The organism is Fluviicola chungangensis (assembly GCF_007558725.1).
Taxonomy (GTDB): domain Bacteria; phylum Bacteroidota; class Bacteroidia; order Flavobacteriales_D; family Crocinitomicaceae; genus Fluviicola; species Fluviicola chungangensis.
Map to the genome: position 1 here is coordinate 48,302 of NZ_VLPL01000004.1, position 16,364 is coordinate 64,665.

Below are 16,364 nucleotides of genomic sequence, written 5' to 3' on the forward strand. Positions count from 1 at the left end.
TGTCAGAAAATGCAGGATTTTTGATCATCCGGTTGCTAATTTGCGATATAGCGAACAGGGTAGTTACAGCACGGTTTCAGAAAGTTGCAAACCGGTTTATGGGAAACAAAAAGCCCCGACATTTACCGTCAGGGCTTCTATTTTATTCGTTGTTTTGACTTACGCCAATACTTCTTTCACTTTATCTGCTGCTTCCTGCAACAACACTGCCGAATGCACATTCAATCCGGATTCATCAATGATTTTCTTCGCTTCAACAGCATTGGTCCCCTGCAAACGAACAATGATCGGAACCGGAATGTTCCCGATACTCTTGTAAGCATCAACAACCCCTTGAGCCACACGGTCACAACGAACGATACCACCGAAGATATTGATCAAAATTGCTTTTACGTTCGGGTCCTTCAAAATAATGTGGAATGCTTTTTCAACACGTTCAGCATCTGCCGTTCCTCCTACATCCAGGAAGTTCGCAGGATTACCACCTGAATACTTGATGATATCCATTGTTGCCATTGCCAATCCGGCCCCGTTTACCATACAAGCCACGTTTCCGTCCAGTTTCACGAAATTCAATCCTGCTGCATCAGCTTCTACATCCAATGGATCTTCTTCTGAAGTATCACGCATAGCTGCATAGTCCGGGTGACGGTACAATCCGTTTCCATCCAATGTCACTTTCGCGTCTACTGCAATGATCTTGTTATCCGAAGTTTTCAATACCGGGTTGATCTCGAACATTGCCGCATCACACCCTTCGTAAGCATTGTACAAATTCACAACGAATTTCGTCATTTGCTTGAATGCTTCTCCTGACAATCCCAGGTTGAACGCGATCTTACGCGCCTGGAATGCCTGAATTCCCACACGTGGATCGATTTCTTCTTTGAAAATCAAGTGTGGTGTATCGTGAGCTACTGTTTCAATATCCATTCCTCCTTCAGTGGAGTACATGATCGTATTGCGGCCTTTTTCACGGTCCAGCAAAACCGACATGTAAAACTCTTCTACTTCAGCTTCTCCCGGATAATACACATCTTCAGCCAACAAAATTTTGTTAACCAATTTTCCTTTTCCGTTTGTTTGAGCTGTTTCAAGGTGTCCCCCAAGGATTCCTTTTACTTTTTCTTCTACCTGGTCAATACCTTTTGCCAAAACTACACCATGGGAACCTGTTTCCTGAACGATCCCTTTACCGCGACCTCCAGCGTGGATCTGTGCTTTTACCACATACCAGCCTGTTCCTGTTTCTTCTGTCAATTTTTTAGCTGCAGCGACTGCATCTTCTACTTTTTCTACAACAATTCCGCGCTGGATTGCCACGCCGTATTTTTGTAAAATTGATTTTCCTTGATATTCGTGTAAGTTCATGACAACTTTTTAAATTTTTGGTGCGCTAAAGGTAAACATTAAATTCTTTTGCGCGTCATAGAAATGAGTGAATTATCTATATCTTTTTCATGAATTAATTTCAGGAAATAATCTAGTTTGAATAACTCGATAATTTATTTCATTTTTTCGAATAAACCTTATTACTGTTATTTACAAAACATTTTACTTACATTTGCCTCATGAACAAACAAATGCACATCAGCACTTATTATTATCAGTTTCTGAATCCAGGAACCGAATAAGTCGTTGTGCAAACTTTATAGCTGTGAAGCCCGGTTCTTTTTGAGCCGGGCTTTTTTTATTCACTCATTTTTTCATTTGAAATGAAACAACAATTTGAAAAGTACACCCTGGAAGACCTTGCGGTTTGGTCGCTATTATTTGAGCGGCAGGTAGACAATCTGAAACAGAAAGCATGCTCCGATTACCTGCAATCATTGGAACAAATGCAAGAAGTATTGAATGCGGATGAATTGCCGGATTTTGAGCGGATCAATCACTGGTTCAAAAAAAATACCGGGTGGGAAATCTATTGTGTTCCGGGATTGATCGACGTGGAAGATTTCTTCGATCTGCTGGCTGAAAAGAAATTCCCCTCATCTACCTGGCTGCGCTCAAAAGATAAGCTGGATTACTTGGAAGAACCGGATATGTTTCACGATATATTCGGACATGTTCCCCTGCTCTCCAATCCGACTTATTCCGATTTTGTTCATGAATTCGGGAAACTGGGAAAACAACACAAAGGAAATACACAACTGGTTACGGAATTGCAGCGCTTATATTGGTTTACCATTGAGTTCGGACTTATTTCAGAACAGGAGCAACTGCGCATTTTCGGAGCCGGGATCATTTCTTCTTTTCATGAATCGGTTTCCAGTATTTCAGGTAACGGAACAATCCACCTGGACTTTGACCTGAAAACCATTCTTGGAACAGCTTTCTGCACCAGTGAGATCCAGCAGAAATACTTTGTCATCAACAATATGGAACAGTTAAAAAACGCAATTGAAATACTTACAAATACATATTCCCATGAATTGGAGCATCATAATTAATAGCTACCGAACCGTCATCCATTTCTCCAATCAGACAGAGCTTGCCTTCTTTCTTGTTGAAGTGGCTCGATTAGCGGACCAAATGGACCATCATCCGGATATGACCATCAGGCATTGCAATGAATTAAGTATTGCTGTGTATTCTCACGACCAGCAACGGATTACCCAACGGGATGAGCGACTGGTGCATGGAATCAATGCCATCTATGACAAATGGAACACAAAAAAAGCGGATGAATAATCCGCTTTTTTTGTGTTCCATATGCTTTATTCGCAATCAATGTGCATGTAATTTCCAGGTAGAACTAATGTTTCTCGAAGCCGCATTTTTATTTGCTTTTTCTGTCAGGTCCTTCCATATCTGCCAGATTCCTGCTTCCAATGCGTGTTTCTCATCGGTGAACATGTCCCACATCACAGTTGAATCCTGGAAATAATGTTTTACAAAATTCGTATCGAAATCTCCAGACCGGAATGCCGGGTGCATCATCACAAACTTTCCGAAATCCAGGGTTGTTTTCAATCCGGAAATTTCGTAATTATTAATTGCTGTGATCATTTTTTCCATGGCTTCCTCACGCGTGTCTCCCCGAACAACCAACTTTGCAATCATCGGATCATAATAGATCGGAACCTCCATTCCTTCCTCAAAGGCATCATCTACACGCGCCAAGTCTTTGCGCGGTCTGCGGTACCTGTTCAATGTCCCGATATCCGGAATAAATCCATTCAACGTATCTTCTGCGTAAACCCGAACTTCGATGGAATGTCCGTGAATCTGTAATTCATCCTGCAATTTCGGCAAACGCTCGCCGCGTGCTACGCGTACCTGCCATTCTACCAAATCTGTCCCGGTAATTTCTTCCGTAACCGGATGCTCTACCTGCAAACGCGTATTCATTTCCAGGAAATAGAAATTTAAGTCCGCGTCCAATAAGAACTCCACCGTTCCGGCGCCTTCATAATTACAAGCCTTGCAAACTGCAACCGCAGCTTCTCCCATTCGTTTGCGCAATTCAGGAGTTAAGACTGCAGAAGGAGCTTCCTCAATCACTTTTTGATGGCGACGCTGAATAGAACATTCGCGTTCAAACAAATAAACGGTATTTCCCAACTGATCAGCAAAAACCTGGATTTCGATGTGACGTGGTTTTGTAACGAATTTCTCAATAAAAACCGCATCGTCCCCAAAGGAAGAGCGTGCCTCGCTTTGGGCCATTTTCATCTGTTCTTCAAATTCAGCTACATTTTCAACCAGGCGCATTCCTTTTCCGCCACCTCCGGCAGATGCTTTGATCAAAATTGGAAAACCAACTTCCGCTGCGATTTTTTTAGCTGCTTCCACGTCGGTGATTGCTTCATCCACTCCGGGAACCAAGGGAACGTTGTAGTTCTTTACCGCTTGTTTCGCAGAAAGCTTATCGCCCATAATCTCCATTGCTTCCGGAGAAGGTCCGATAAATTTGATCCCCGCTTCTTTCACTTTTCGCGCAAAGCCGGCATTTTCAGACAAGAAACCATATCCCGGGTGAATTCCTTCAACGCCCAATTCCTTACAATATTTTAAGATCAGGTCCTGCTGCAAATAAGATTCCGAAGAAGGTGATTTTCCAACATACACTGCTTCGTCAGCTTCATGAACATGCGGGGCATTGGCATCTGCGTCCGAATAAATCGCAACGGTTGCAATGTTCATTTTCTTTAATGTGCGAATAACTCTTCGAGCTATTTCTCCTCTATTTGCAATTAAAACTTTTTTCATAGATCATTTCAATGGCGGTAAAAATACTGAAAGTGCAATTAATGACCTATACAAGACCGGAATACTTTCCCAACAAAATGCAAGATTAGATGTCGCCAAGCATTTTAGTAATGGCACAAACTACGGATTCGGAGATGGAATCGGCTTTGGCTCCGTAGCCGGAATGTTGTTTTCCTCCTCCTTTTTCTCTGTTTGGATGGCAGGAGACTGTCCCGGGATATAATCTACAGGCACCCGGTTTTTGCGTTTCGAGTTGCTGACCTTGTTCTTTTTTCTAAACAGATTGGCAAAAAATTCGATGATCCGGGATTCGGAAATATTGTTGAAGGATTCCTCGTAGTGCAAACCGACACCCTGGGTAAATTCACCTTTGTCTTTGTTACTCAGAATTCCCTTATCGTTCGATTCGTTGAAGATTGACACCCGGAAAGTACCGTCGTCATTAATCAGGTATTCCAGGTTAAAGGAACCGATCAGGGAATTTTGTGCCGTCCCGGTCGTGGTATTATTCGATACTCCCAAAGACGTTTTTAAGACAATATTTTGTTTGGCACCGTAAGCCCGCTGTAATCCCAACTGGAAGTTTTTATCCCCGGTCACCGAATTGTCATTATATCCGACATTGATCTTTGTCTCTTTGGATAATTGATCAAAAGCCTCATTCATTTTTTGGGTGATTAATTCAGCCACTCCTCCATAACTTCCGTTTGTGTTGTTCCCGGTTCCCTGGAAACGATTGAATGCCAACAACGAAAAGAATTGTTTTTGAAGCTCATCTTTATCTGATCTGATCTTACTCAAAACGGCTTTTCCGGATTCGCTGATATTCGGTACTTCCAGATCCAGGGTAATTGAAGGATTGGATAGTGTTTGCCGGATATACAGCACACAATGAACCTCGGATTTTGTTTCTGCAGACCCGCCGATCTGGTCGCGGTTCAATTCATCCAAACTTGCATTTACTTTGTAATATGCCTTGATATCCAGGTTCGCTTCTTCCGGGGTTCCCGTCCAGGTAATACTGCTTCCCTGATCGATCTGGAACAATTTTTTGAGTGGGTTCAAAACAAAAAGGTACTGACCGTTATTGATCACGTACTGCCCGGACATCGTAATGTGGTCCTGGTTATCTATTGCCAGCTGAATATGTCCCCTACCTGTTGCCTCAATTTTTTCGTCCGTTTGCTCATTCAGGATCAATTTGATTTTTGCATCCGGAGTAGCTTCGATATCCAGGTTCAAATCAACTCCCGTTAAATCGATCTTCTTTTCAGCAGCAATCGAATCGGTATTGAAATCAATGAAATCAAATTCGCTGATCTCTTTTGCTCCGTACATCGGCAGGTTTATCTCGGTATCTTTTTGTGTTTTTGCACTCACATTGATCTCGGTATTTCCTTTTTCGATCAAAATACTGGCAGTTCCTGTTGCATACGCTTTTCCATAATAAACCGTTCCTTCTTTGTACCCGGTATTCAAAACCATGAATCTTCTTGTCGGACTCAAAGGACGTCTACTGATCGGATCCCTGAAACCTCCTACGGATTCATCAAACGCAACATCAAAACTCATGGAGAAATCCTTAAAATTGTTGTGGAAGATCGTCGCAAGTGCATAAGCTGTATTTCCATCATCATCCTGAACAGGAAAAGCTCCGTAAATACCATCATTCTCGCCATCGAATTTAAGTGGTCCGCTCAAGCTGTAATGCGTTCCCAAAATCCCTACTTTTAACCCACCTTTTTTCAATTGCAAATCTCCGGTGATTTCCGGTTCTTCGATACTCCCGGTAGCGTGAATAACTCCCTTCAATGTTCCTGTAATGTCCGAAATAACTTCCGGGTCCATGAATGCATTTGCAAAAGACATATTCATATCCTTGAATTCAAGGTCAAAGTTGATATTGTCTTCTTTTTTCATCGGCAAAACATATCCGTTGAAATCAAATGTTTGAAGGTCCTTGTATTTTAAATCCCCGCTCAGAATGATTTTTTGTTCCAGGTCGATCCAAATCCCATTCAAATGAACATCTCCGATTTCCTGCCCTTCCAGGAACAAATCGTTCAGAACAAAATCCCCGTCCACTTTGATATCGGTAAACGGTGTTGCCAAACGGGCAGTACCGTCCAAACTTCCTTCCATTTTGATCTCTGCTCCTACTAGTGAGGAAAATTCTTCCACATGCAATTCATGAGCATTGACCGTCAAATAATCTTCCGGATTCTCCGATAAAATTCCATTGACAGCTAAGTATTGGTTGTCGCGTTCGAACATCAGGTGATTGATCTCCAAGTGCTTTTCCTTATAGATCATCTGACCGGTATTCATGATCTCCCACTTATTATTCTTCACGGAGAAATAAGAAGGTTTTACCTGGATATCAAACTCCCCTTCCTCACGCACGTCAACGATAAAATCAAAGTCGGATGTGTTCGGTACATCTTTATTCCAGATCAGGTCTGTTTTATAAACGTTTTTAGTTCCATCCATTGTAAGCTGGATATTCTCCACATCCAGTGAATCACGCAATTGGGTTTTCCCCGCATTTAAAGTCAGGGTTCCGTTGCCACGGGTAAATTCCTGGTGTAAGACGACATCAGTCAGATAGGCATCACTCTTATCGTTCATGAGCTTTTCATAGCTAATTTTCGACGAGTTAATATCCAGCATTTGGTGATGAACTCTCGAATCAAGCTCCAATTTGACAACAGTTCCGTAAGCAATTTCGAGTTTCGGCACGAAAATATTGAGGAAATCTTGTGAATTCTTAATCGTAGCATTCATATCAAAATGATCGCTCGACTCCAATCCTTTGGGGAAGGGCTGTGGAGAGAAATACGACGGAAATGCGTCGGAAAGCCCGTTATTGACAGCTATCGGGATGGTCTTGAAATTAATTTTCCCGTTAATATCCGCATCTACAATATCACTTCTCAATTCAAAGCGGTCGCTTGCCGGATTCCGTTCGATATAGAGACTCAGGTCCGACAAGGTCATTTCTTTACCCTGCTCAACGAACTCAACCCTGTTCGCATTGACCAATCCCTCATACGTTTCCAGGGAGTTTCCTTTCAAATCCACATCCAGGTTCCCAATGAAGGAAGATTCCGGATCTTTCACAAAATTCAGTAATCCCAGATTTGCTTTTTCAATCCTTACCTTGAAATCATAATGCTGTATTTTGGATACGTCGATCAAACCGTTAAAAGCCAATTGCAAATTAGGATCATCCACTTTTAAATCTGCATCCAGGATATTCTTGATAAATGAACCGTCCGTTACTGAAATATTCGAATAGATATAATCGTTGAATGTGAATTTTGAAACCTCTCCTTCCAGTGTTTCCAAACGAATAATATCTTCCTGACCGACAACTCCGCTCAAATATACCTGTCCCGTTACATTTCCGAACACGGGGTTATCGAGGAATTTCGCCAGGTTAAAACTGTCCACGATGATATCGTAACGTTCTCCCATGGTTCGTTCAAAAGCATATCCGCCCTCCTTCAGTTTTGTAAACGTAATTTCGTTATCCAGCTGCACTGTCCCTAATACGCATTGCAGTTTATCACTTTTCAGCAAAAACTGATCTACCGAACCTCTCATGGTCGTATTGCGAACTTCCGCATACTCAAGCCGGTCGATCTTTTCGTCAAAGTTCATGCGGTTTCTCCCCGCGCCCTTTGGCAATTTAATCTGTTCTACATCCGAAAAATCAATTAATGCGTAATCAATCCGTTCGCTAAAATTGGATCCCGAAAGCTTCCTGAAATCCGGGAGGGAATAATTTCCTCGGATAATACTTCTGGTACCGAACCGCAAATCCAGGTTATCAATTTTCAGGTCCTTTACTTTTTTGGTAACCGTGGCGCTTAAAGACACCAGTTCGTTCATCCCTTCCAATGCTGTCCCGAATTGAGAAATATCCCAAAAACTAACCCTGGAAGAATCAATTACTGCATCAAACGCTACGCTGTCCACAAAGTCATTCACTCCTTTCAGCGTGCTCATCAGCATGTTCAATTTCGATGCATAAATGGTTGAACGTGAGGTGTTGATTTCCACATGGTTTAATAAAATCCCTTTGTGTGGATCGATCACAGCGTTTGCGAATAAGCGTTTCAGCCAAAACCCGCATTTTTCCTGAGTTTGTAAATGTTTCACCTGAAAAGCCAGGATTCCTTTTTCTTCCTTGAAATCTACTATGTGAAGGATCACATCTTTAAACCTCAAATGGTCATAATCCATTCCGTAGGTATTCCTGCCTTTCCGGTTGTCATCGTAAGAAATAGTCACCCACTCCACATCCACGTTTTCAATGGTTACCTTCGGAGGGTCCGATTTCTTTTTTTTGGATTTTTTACCGGAAAAATAATCTGCAATGAATTCATAATTGTAATCCCCGGTGATCGAATCCCTTTCAATTCCCACTCTTCCTTTCGACAAACCAACGCTTTTCAGGTTGATGTAATCACCCCCCAAATCGAAATTTTTCACCCGCACCATGATCTGGTTCAGTGAAGCCAGTGTATCTCCATGCAGATCACGTACAAAAACATCTTTTAAGTAAACTTTGTCGAAGAAAACAATATCAATTTTTCCAATGCGTAACTCTGTATCCAATTCTTTGGATAAAAAGTTAGTTGCAAGTGATCCCAAATAGGTCTGAAATTGGCTCGTACGAATGGCAAACGCAAAAAGTATGAGTACCAAAAGCACCCATTCAAAAGAAATCCCTACTATTCTACCTAGTATTTTGAGTACTTTTGCCATGTATTATATACAAATTTAACAAAGTTGAGCCAACAATCGTTCGTAATTCTAGGAATTGAATCATCTTGTGATGATACTTCTGCTGCTATTCTCAAAGATGATACCATATTATCAAACGTTACGGCTAGTCAGGCTATTCATGAACAATACGGTGGTGTAGTTCCTGAATTAGCCTCGCGTGCACATCAACAAAATATCATCCCTGTAGTGGATGCAGCTTTAAAAAAGGCAGCCATTACTCTTAAAGATATTGATTTAATTGCATTTACACAAGGTCCCGGATTGATGGGCTCCCTGGTTGTAGGAACGGCTTTTGCCAAATCCTTAAGCCTGGCATTGAACAAACCGATGGTTGCCGTGCATCACATGCATGCACATATCCTGGCCCATTTTATCAATGAAGGAGTTCCGGTTCCGGGTTTTCCGTTTATTTGCATGACTGTTTCAGGCGGACATACCCAATTGGTCCGGGTAGATTCTCCCACTGAACTGATCGTCCTGGGAAGTACCATTGACGATGCCGCCGGGGAAGCTTTTGATAAAACTGCAAAAATTCTTGGTTTCCCATATCCGGGTGGACCTTTGATTGATAAATACGCGAAGGAAGGAAACCCGAACGCCTTTTCCTTTGCAAAACCTCAGGTTGACGGATACAATTTCAGCTTTAGCGGTTTAAAAACTTCCGTGCTTTACTTTATCCAGAAGGAAGTTGCCAAAAATCCTAACTTTATTGAAGAAAATAAGGCCGATCTCTGTGCATCCATTCAGGCAACTATCCTGGAAATCCTGTTCAAAAAATTGCGAAAAGTTGCTGCTGATACCGGTATTAAGGACATTGCCATTGCCGGCGGCGTTTCGGCTAATTCCGGATTACGGGCAAAACTGGCTGAAGAAGGAGAGAAATCAGGTTGGAATGTATTTATTCCCAAATTTGAGTATTGCACGGACAATGCGGCAATGATTGCAATAGCAGGAAAATTCCTGGCAGAAAAGAAGCAATTTGCACATCAGGATGTCAGTGCCAATGCACGATTACCATTTGTGAAACCATGAAAAAAGTCGATCTTCCGAAAGCATTCGTTGAACGTGTAAGCCGTGATTCCTTTTTAGGAACTTCCCTGCTCAAGGCTTTGAATGAAGAACAACCGATCGCCATTCGGATGAATTCATCCAAAGGAGCTTCTGTGTTTACTAATTTGGAAGAAATTCCCTGGTCCGAAAATGGTTTTTATCTTCCCGAACGACCAATTTTTACCCTGGATCCGCATTTTCATGGCGGAAGGTATTATCCGCAGGAAGCAGGCTCCCAGTTTATTGATACGATCTTAAGACAATTGGAACTTCCCGAGGAACCGGTCGTACTGGACCTGTGCGCTGCTCCGGGTGGGAAAAGTACCTTAATTGCAGATTTTCTGGGAGGAAAAGGGTTGCTCTTAGCCAATGAAGTGATCCAAAACAGATCGAAAATATTAAAAGAAAACCTCACCAAGTGGGGAGCAAAAAATACATTGGTCAGTAATAATGATCCATCGGATTTCGGAGAATTGAAAAGCCTCTTCGATTGTATTTTGATTGACGCACCTTGTTCCGGGGAAGGAATGTTTCGCAAAGATCCGGATGCCAGGAATGAATGGTCGCCGGAATCAGTAAACCTGTGTGCAGCCCGGCAAAAACGCATCGTGATGGATGTTTGGGATTCACTAAAACCGAATGGTTTTTTGATCTATTCAACCTGTACCTTTAATGCGCAGGAAAACGAAGAAAATGTGCGTTGGATCCTGGAACAGACTGATTCCCGCATTTATCCCTTGCATTTGCCATTTGCCAAAGAGGGACGCGACGGTCTGGGGTATTATGCGCTTCCTTCCGAATTGAAAACAGAGGGTTTTTATGTCGTGGCACTCCAAAAACAGGGAGAAGCGCGCTCCCCAAAAAACAAATCCCGGAAAAAAAGTACGCTTACCCGATTGAAGCCGGAGACCTGGTTCAAAGATTGGATCGGTGATTCGCCATCTGAATTGGTACAATGGAACAATTACCTGTTTGCCATTCCAGAAGGCATGTTTGAACTGGCAGAAACCCTGCATAGCTATCTACGGATCATCAAACTTGGAACGGAGTTGGGCGAAATTTCCCGGAAAGGATTAATTCCAAACGAAGCATTGGCATTGGACCAAGCCACTTTATCGGACCGCGTTCCGGATATTCCTTTAACACGTGAACAGGCATTGCATTACCTGAAAGGAGACACCTTTAACCTGGAAGGAAAACACGGATTCCATACCGTTTCATTTGAAGGAACAAAATTGGGTTGGATCAAGCATTTGGGAAACCGATTCAACAACCTTTTCCCCAAAGAGTGGCGCATCCGCATGCGTATCGATTAGCGTTTCGGACGGAAAAATTCTATCTTGCCCTTCTTCAGATCTCCGATGAAAATACTGGATTCACCTAGTTTTTTGCCAAACCGGCCAGTATTCTGATGCCACAATACCAATTCGCCGTTTGCTTTGACTTCCTTTACCACTGCAAAGTGCTTCTCCATCTCTTCGAAATACTTTTGTCCGTTTTGCACTCCCCCGAATTTCACTCCCTTAAACGCAATGATATCACCGGGAGAAATACATTCTTTTTTATAATCATATGTAGTCCCGAAAACATCATACCCGTTCCATTCCGCATGTGTTTCATTTAAAGCCAAACTTAAAACATCCCAACATTCACCTCGTAGAATTTTCTGTCCCATGTACGGTTTTAAAATGTTCAATATCTCTGAATTCAAGGCCGGAACAGAATCACAACGTTGAATTTTTTGTGTCTTTCCATGGAACGAAAACACGAAAGCAAATACCAGGATGCTTAAATAGTTCATGTTGTTTGTGTTATTGATCGTATAACGTATAAATATAAAAAAGTTAAAATGCAATTTGATACTGTACTACCAACATATTTTTCCTGGCTGTTTGAATGGCCTTTCCTGATGCATTGTAATCAAAAACAGGTCTGTTTTGTAAACCCAATGACAACTTCGCTCCATGAGTCCCATGAATGAACCAGTTGAGCCCCGCTTCACACATAACCGAAGGATCTTTTAAAGCCTGAAAATGTGCATATTGAATTTCTGTATAAGGCATCAGAGTACCATTATCTGTGGCAAACAAATCGTCCTTTAATTTATACCCGATTTGTGCAAACAGGATGTTCCCCGTTCCGATCATCGGGTAGTTTACTCCGGCACCATTCAATGTTCCCTCGGAATTGACACCATTTGCCGGATTCATTCCGTTTAACATCCGTACATAATTTTTACCGTAGTCAAAATGATTATAAGCAACATAGACATTCAAAGCTGCTCCTTTTGTGCCTGTAGGAAGATCCAGAAACACGTCTGCACCAAGTAAAAGCAAAGCTGTCCGGATTGTATCACCGGAATCAGTTGTATGCCACATGGCTTTATTTTGGTGGACCCAGCCGACTCCCAGGTTCAAGAGCTTCTTTTTTCCTAAATAAGTTCCGACCATATACGGATTCGGCGTGCTCTCCTTATCAAAAAACTGCCAGAATACATACCCCGAAGTTTGTGCACGAGGAGCTTCAGTATTAAAATTTGAATTCGAATTAATGGATGGAATGGCAACAGTACTGTTTTTCACAGACATTGGTCGCGACAACGCAACCCGGTAATTCAAACGCGCAATTTCACCTTTAAAGTAAACCGATAGTTTTCGGCCGAACTGCTCGTTGACTCCGTTTGTGGCTTGTTGGTAGATTGGTGCATCCACCCCCATTAAGTTTGCCACTGACGGTGAAGAAAACCTGGAAACACCTCCCCAGGCTGTCAATCCTGCACCAATTTGTAATTGTTTTAGGGCTCTGAACTCTGTTATTGCATCGTGCAAAAAAGCACCGGTGTGCCTTGGTTGCAGAAAACTGAAATTATTTTGTCCGAACTGGGTATAGAAATAGATCCGATTCGTTAGCTGACCAAAAAACTGGATGCGCCACCTTCTGATCCCAATATCACAATAAGTTGATTTAGGAGTTCCATCAACAGTTGTTCCCGGGTTAAACTCGGAATACCTCGCCCAGGTTTGAGCTAAAAAAGTTCCCTTGATATAATTAGATCCCGATTTGTTGAAGTTCAATTTCAATTCGGGAATGGTGATCCTGCTTGAATCTTTTGTCTGAGCAGTTGCTAATGTTGAAACTGTCCAGAAACAGCATACAGCCAGTAAACTTTTCATAATTATCTTCTTTGATTGCTCCATTGATCTTCCCGAAGAAAGATCGTTAACGGAAGCAAACAAAAATAAGCATGAGAACAATGTTTTCGGCCCGAAAGCATCGATTTTATTTAAACAGCAGAACCCCGGCAATACCTGTCGGGGTTCCTGTTATATAATTAAAGTAGTCGGTAATACTTATTTCAAAATATTGATTGCTCCACTGAACGTTTTCTTGGCATCTGAATAAATGTCTTTCACACGAGCGATCCAGGAATAAGCTCCGGCCTGGACAACCTTACCGTTGTAGGTCCCGTCCCAAGCTGCATTCGGATCGTGTGTTTCCCAAATAACTTCTCCCCAACGATCAAAGATCATCAACTCAAAATTATACTCATCAATTCCCGAAACATAGAATTTCCATGTCTGATTGAATTCATCCCCGTCAGGCGTAAATGCATTCGGAGCGTAGAAAATGATGTCACTGTTCACCGACAATACTCGTTCTATAGTATCAACACATCCTTCCGCTGTTTCAACAATAAGCTGGATGGTATACGTTGCTACAACACCTTCCGGATAATGGAATGTCGGACTTTCATAGGTGCTGCTATTTGGATTTGATCCCACGGCACTCCATGTCCAGCTCACCACTCCCGGACTTGATTTATCCTGCATTTTCACCACCGTTTCAAAGATCGTAGTCGGATTTGCCGACATGGTGAAGTCTGCTGTAGGATTCGCAATTACATTGGCAATTCCAGGGAACGTATTGGTTGTAACACATCCCTGAACAGAGGTTGTAATGACACTGATCGTATAAACTCCCGGTGCCATATAAGTATACGTTAAATCTGAATTACCATAAAATATCCGTGTATCCCCATTCCCGAAGTCTGCCACCACAGAATCAATTTCAGCACTGTTATTTGACTGGTTGATGAAAATAAACTCACCCGGTAAACAAGAGTATGGAAGATTTGAAACGTAATTCGGAATAATCTTCGTAGGGAAATTAATCGTCATACAAGAATCGGTGCTCGGCGAACCGCACGTTTCTGTCAGTTCGACACAGTATTGCGTATTCGTTGTTTCCGGATCAACCGTTATGGAAGCCCCGGTGCCAATAATTGTCCCGTTTTCCTTCCATGTAAATGTGTAATATTGACTTCCATTACCACCCGTTCCCTGAACATTTAAAACAATGGATGATTCAGGACAAATAATGGTATCCGGAGTGAGACTTGTAATCTTTAAGGCCGACGGTTCACCTATCGTGGCAGTAGTCGTAATGACACAGTTATTTGCATCTGTAATTGTTACGGTATGTGTTCCAGCATACAGGTCATTTGCCAGAGGTCCCGTAGAAGCTGAGTTATCCCAGGAATAGGTATACGGAGCCGTTCCGTCAACAACACTGATTTCTATAATTCCATCGTTGGCGCTGTTACAAGTTACATTCTGCTGATTGATAATCGTTGACACCATACCAGGTATTTCCGAAACAACAACTTCAACGGTATCGGTACAACCGGAAGATTGAGATGTGGTAACCACACAATGATATGTCCCTGCTGTCAGACCTGTTGCAGTCTGGGTTGTCTGTCCGCCTGCATCATACCAGTTATAAGAAACGACACCAAGCGGTGGAGTCATCGTTGCTGTTGCCGTGCCATCGCTTCCTCCGGGACAACTTACCAATGTTGAAGATCCGCTGAAGGTTGCATTGGTATTCGGAACATTCACGTTGACATTTGCTCCGCATCCCATTGCATCCGTGATGTGAACCGTATAAGGACCTGAAACCAGGTTAGTCGCTGTTTGAGTCGTTTGTCCTCCCGGAGACCATGTGTAAGTAAAAGGAGCTAGCCCCTGTGTCGGATTAACAGTTGCAGAACCAACTCCTCCGAAACAATAATCGGTTACAGCTGTTGCAGTTCCTGCAACAACCTGTCTGGTAATAAATGTCGTATCACTGACACCACCTACAGCAGCATTACAAGCTGTAGCTGTCAGATAATAACCCGTTGTTCCGGGCAGAACAGTTGTAATATTCAGCACTCCGTTATTATACGGATACAAGCCTCCGGCCGTACTTGCCCATTGGATACTATTATTGGATGTGGAAGTTACAGTATAATACTGAACGGTAGCTACAGAGTAATTCGAAGTATTATTTGGAGCAACCGGAGTGAATCGTTTTCCATCCTGGTTTGCAGTCCAAACGCTGTTATTTCTTCCGGGTGTGATCGTAGCCACAGTTCCCGCAGCATTTTCAAGACCCTGGATCGCCAAACCACCGTTCCAGCTTGAACAGTTCGGTTTTTGACCGATCATCATATCGATCATATTACTGGTCTCATAAAAGATAATTGCTCCGTAATAACAGGTATTCGGACACTGGAAGGCATTTACACTTTCATACAAAACAACGAATTTTCTGTTGGGCGCGGTTCCAATAGTTTGATACTTAATCGGTCCGATTGGCGGTTGGGAAGGATTAATATCAGAATAAAAGAGCATCGCAGAATTCCGTGCTGTTGTTAAGGTTGTATTAGGAAGTGTTCCCATACCAACGAGACTCCATGTACACCCGCTGTTTGCGTTACTTGCATTGAAGCTTATCAGACCGTTCGATCCGATCACGCAACTGGTATAGTTTGTTCCGTAAAAACTGAAACTGAATCCCATTGGAATAAGTGCCGAAAACATATCATCCGACAATTGAGGGAGCGTAGTTGCATTATCTAAAGTAATTCCTGAACCCAATACCGGTCCCCCACCTGAACAATTTGTGATCTGAACCGTTTGACCGGCACAAACGGTTGCATCCTGCCCCAAACACAAAGTCACCTGGGCATTTAACACACTGTTTGAGACAAACAACAACGTACATATTAAAAAAATCTTCTTCATGATTACCTTATTGTGTTGCTTTTAAAACGAAATTTTTAATCCTTGGTTGCTTGAAATTTGCATAAAAACAAAAAATCAACGAATAAATGCATTAGGAAACAAAAATACCACACAATTATTTCACATTCAAATCATTGAACCTTTATTCTTCCTTTATCGAAGAAAATTTCAGATACAAAAAAGAGTCCCGACTCACCTAAATGAATCGGGACTCCCTGATCTATATTAAAGCAGTTAGTA

General features: G+C 42.3%; 10 protein-coding genes. 4 read left to right on the forward strand and 6 right to left on the reverse strand.

Annotated elements, in window-relative coordinates:
* Positions 1-159: 159 nt before the first annotated feature.
* On the reverse strand, positions 160-1,371 hold the full coding sequence (gene sucC / locus FO442_RS09135; RefSeq protein ID WP_144332867.1) for an ADP-forming succinate--CoA ligase subunit beta: 1,212 nt from the start codon (positions 1,369-1,371) through the stop codon (positions 160-162).
* Between the two features lie 344 nt (positions 1,372-1,715).
* Here sucC and phhA point away from each other — a divergent pair, with 344 nt between their 5' ends.
* Both phhA and FO442_RS09145 read left to right on the forward strand, forming a co-directional pair.
* A complete protein-coding gene (gene phhA, locus FO442_RS09140; RefSeq protein ID WP_144332868.1) occupies positions 1,716-2,450 on the forward strand; it encodes a phenylalanine 4-monooxygenase in 735 nt (244 codons plus the stop codon).
* Positions 2,428-2,691: a 4a-hydroxytetrahydrobiopterin dehydratase gene (locus FO442_RS09145; RefSeq protein ID WP_144332869.1), complete on the forward strand. Its 264-nt coding sequence runs from the start codon at positions 2,428-2,430 to the stop codon at positions 2,689-2,691. The genes phhA and FO442_RS09145 overlap by 23 nt, the downstream gene beginning before the upstream one ends.
* A 36-nt stretch (positions 2,692-2,727) precedes the next feature.
* Here FO442_RS09145 and FO442_RS09150 read toward each other — a convergent pair whose 3' ends face one another.
* Complete coding sequence (locus tag FO442_RS09150; protein WP_144332870.1) at positions 2,728-4,212, reverse strand: acetyl-CoA carboxylase biotin carboxylase subunit; 1,485 nt, start codon at positions 4,210-4,212, stop codon at positions 2,728-2,730.
* 120 nt (positions 4,213-4,332) lie between these two features.
* The gene (locus FO442_RS09155; protein WP_144332871.1) at positions 4,333-8,985 is read right to left on the reverse strand and encodes a translocation/assembly module TamB domain-containing protein; all 4,653 of its coding nucleotides are present in this window, start codon (positions 8,983-8,985) and stop codon (positions 4,333-4,335) included.
* 24 nt (positions 8,986-9,009) lie between these two features.
* Here FO442_RS09155 and tsaD point away from each other — a divergent pair, with 24 nt between their 5' ends.
* Positions 9,010-10,038: a tRNA (adenosine(37)-N6)-threonylcarbamoyltransferase complex transferase subunit TsaD gene (gene tsaD, locus FO442_RS09160; RefSeq protein WP_144332872.1), complete on the forward strand. Its 1,029-nt coding sequence runs from the start codon at positions 9,010-9,012 to the stop codon at positions 10,036-10,038.
* A complete protein-coding gene (locus FO442_RS09165; RefSeq protein WP_144332873.1) occupies positions 10,035-11,372 on the forward strand; it encodes a methyltransferase RsmF C-terminal domain-like protein in 1,338 nt (445 codons plus the stop codon). Before tsaD ends, FO442_RS09165 begins: the two co-directional genes overlap by 4 nt.
* Here FO442_RS09165 and FO442_RS09170 read toward each other — a convergent pair.
* From FO442_RS09170 to FO442_RS09180, 3 genes are all read right to left on the reverse strand, one after another.
* Entirely contained in the window at positions 11,369-11,857 is a 489-nt protein-coding gene (locus tag FO442_RS09170; protein WP_144332874.1) for a hypothetical protein, read from the reverse strand. The two genes, FO442_RS09165 and FO442_RS09170, sit on opposite strands and share 4 nt — an antisense overlap.
* Positions 11,858-11,900: 43 nt before the next feature.
* The gene (locus FO442_RS09175; RefSeq protein ID WP_144332875.1) at positions 11,901-13,229 is read right to left on the reverse strand and encodes a hypothetical protein; all 1,329 of its coding nucleotides are present in this window, start codon (positions 13,227-13,229) and stop codon (positions 11,901-11,903) included.
* A 177-nt stretch (positions 13,230-13,406) separates the two neighbouring features.
* A complete protein-coding gene (locus FO442_RS09180; RefSeq protein ID WP_144332876.1) occupies positions 13,407-16,124 on the reverse strand; it encodes a T9SS type B sorting domain-containing protein in 2,718 nt (905 codons plus the stop codon).
* Positions 16,125-16,364 lie beyond the last annotated feature (240 nt).

Excerpts from the sequence above, each read along its gene's own strand:
- FO442_RS09170 (WP_144332874.1), bottom strand. The coding sequence starts at position 11,857 with ATGAACTATTTAAGCATCCTGGTATTTGCTTTCGTGTTTTCGTTCCAT.
- phhA (WP_144332868.1), top strand. The coding sequence starts at position 1,716 with ATGAAACAACAATTTGAAAAGTACACCCTGGAAGACCTTGCGGTTTGG.
- FO442_RS09155 (WP_144332871.1), bottom strand. The coding sequence starts at position 8,985 with ATGGCAAAAGTACTCAAAATACTAGGTAGAATAGTAGGGATTTCTTTT.
- FO442_RS09180 (WP_144332876.1), bottom strand. The coding sequence starts at position 16,124 with ATGAAGAAGATTTTTTTAATATGTACGTTGTTGTTTGTCTCAAACAGT.
- FO442_RS09150 (WP_144332870.1), bottom strand. The coding sequence starts at position 4,212 with ATGAAAAAAGTTTTAATTGCAAATAGAGGAGAAATAGCTCGAAGAGTT.
- sucC (WP_144332867.1), bottom strand. The coding sequence starts at position 1,371 with ATGAACTTACACGAATATCAAGGAAAATCAATTTTACAAAAATACGGC.
- FO442_RS09165 (WP_144332873.1), top strand. The coding sequence starts at position 10,035 with ATGAAAAAAGTCGATCTTCCGAAAGCATTCGTTGAACGTGTAAGCCGT.
- FO442_RS09175 (WP_144332875.1), bottom strand. The coding sequence starts at position 13,229 with ATGAAAAGTTTACTGGCTGTATGCTGTTTCTGGACAGTTTCAACATTA.
- FO442_RS09145 (WP_144332869.1), top strand. The coding sequence starts at position 2,428 with ATGAATTGGAGCATCATAATTAATAGCTACCGAACCGTCATCCATTTC.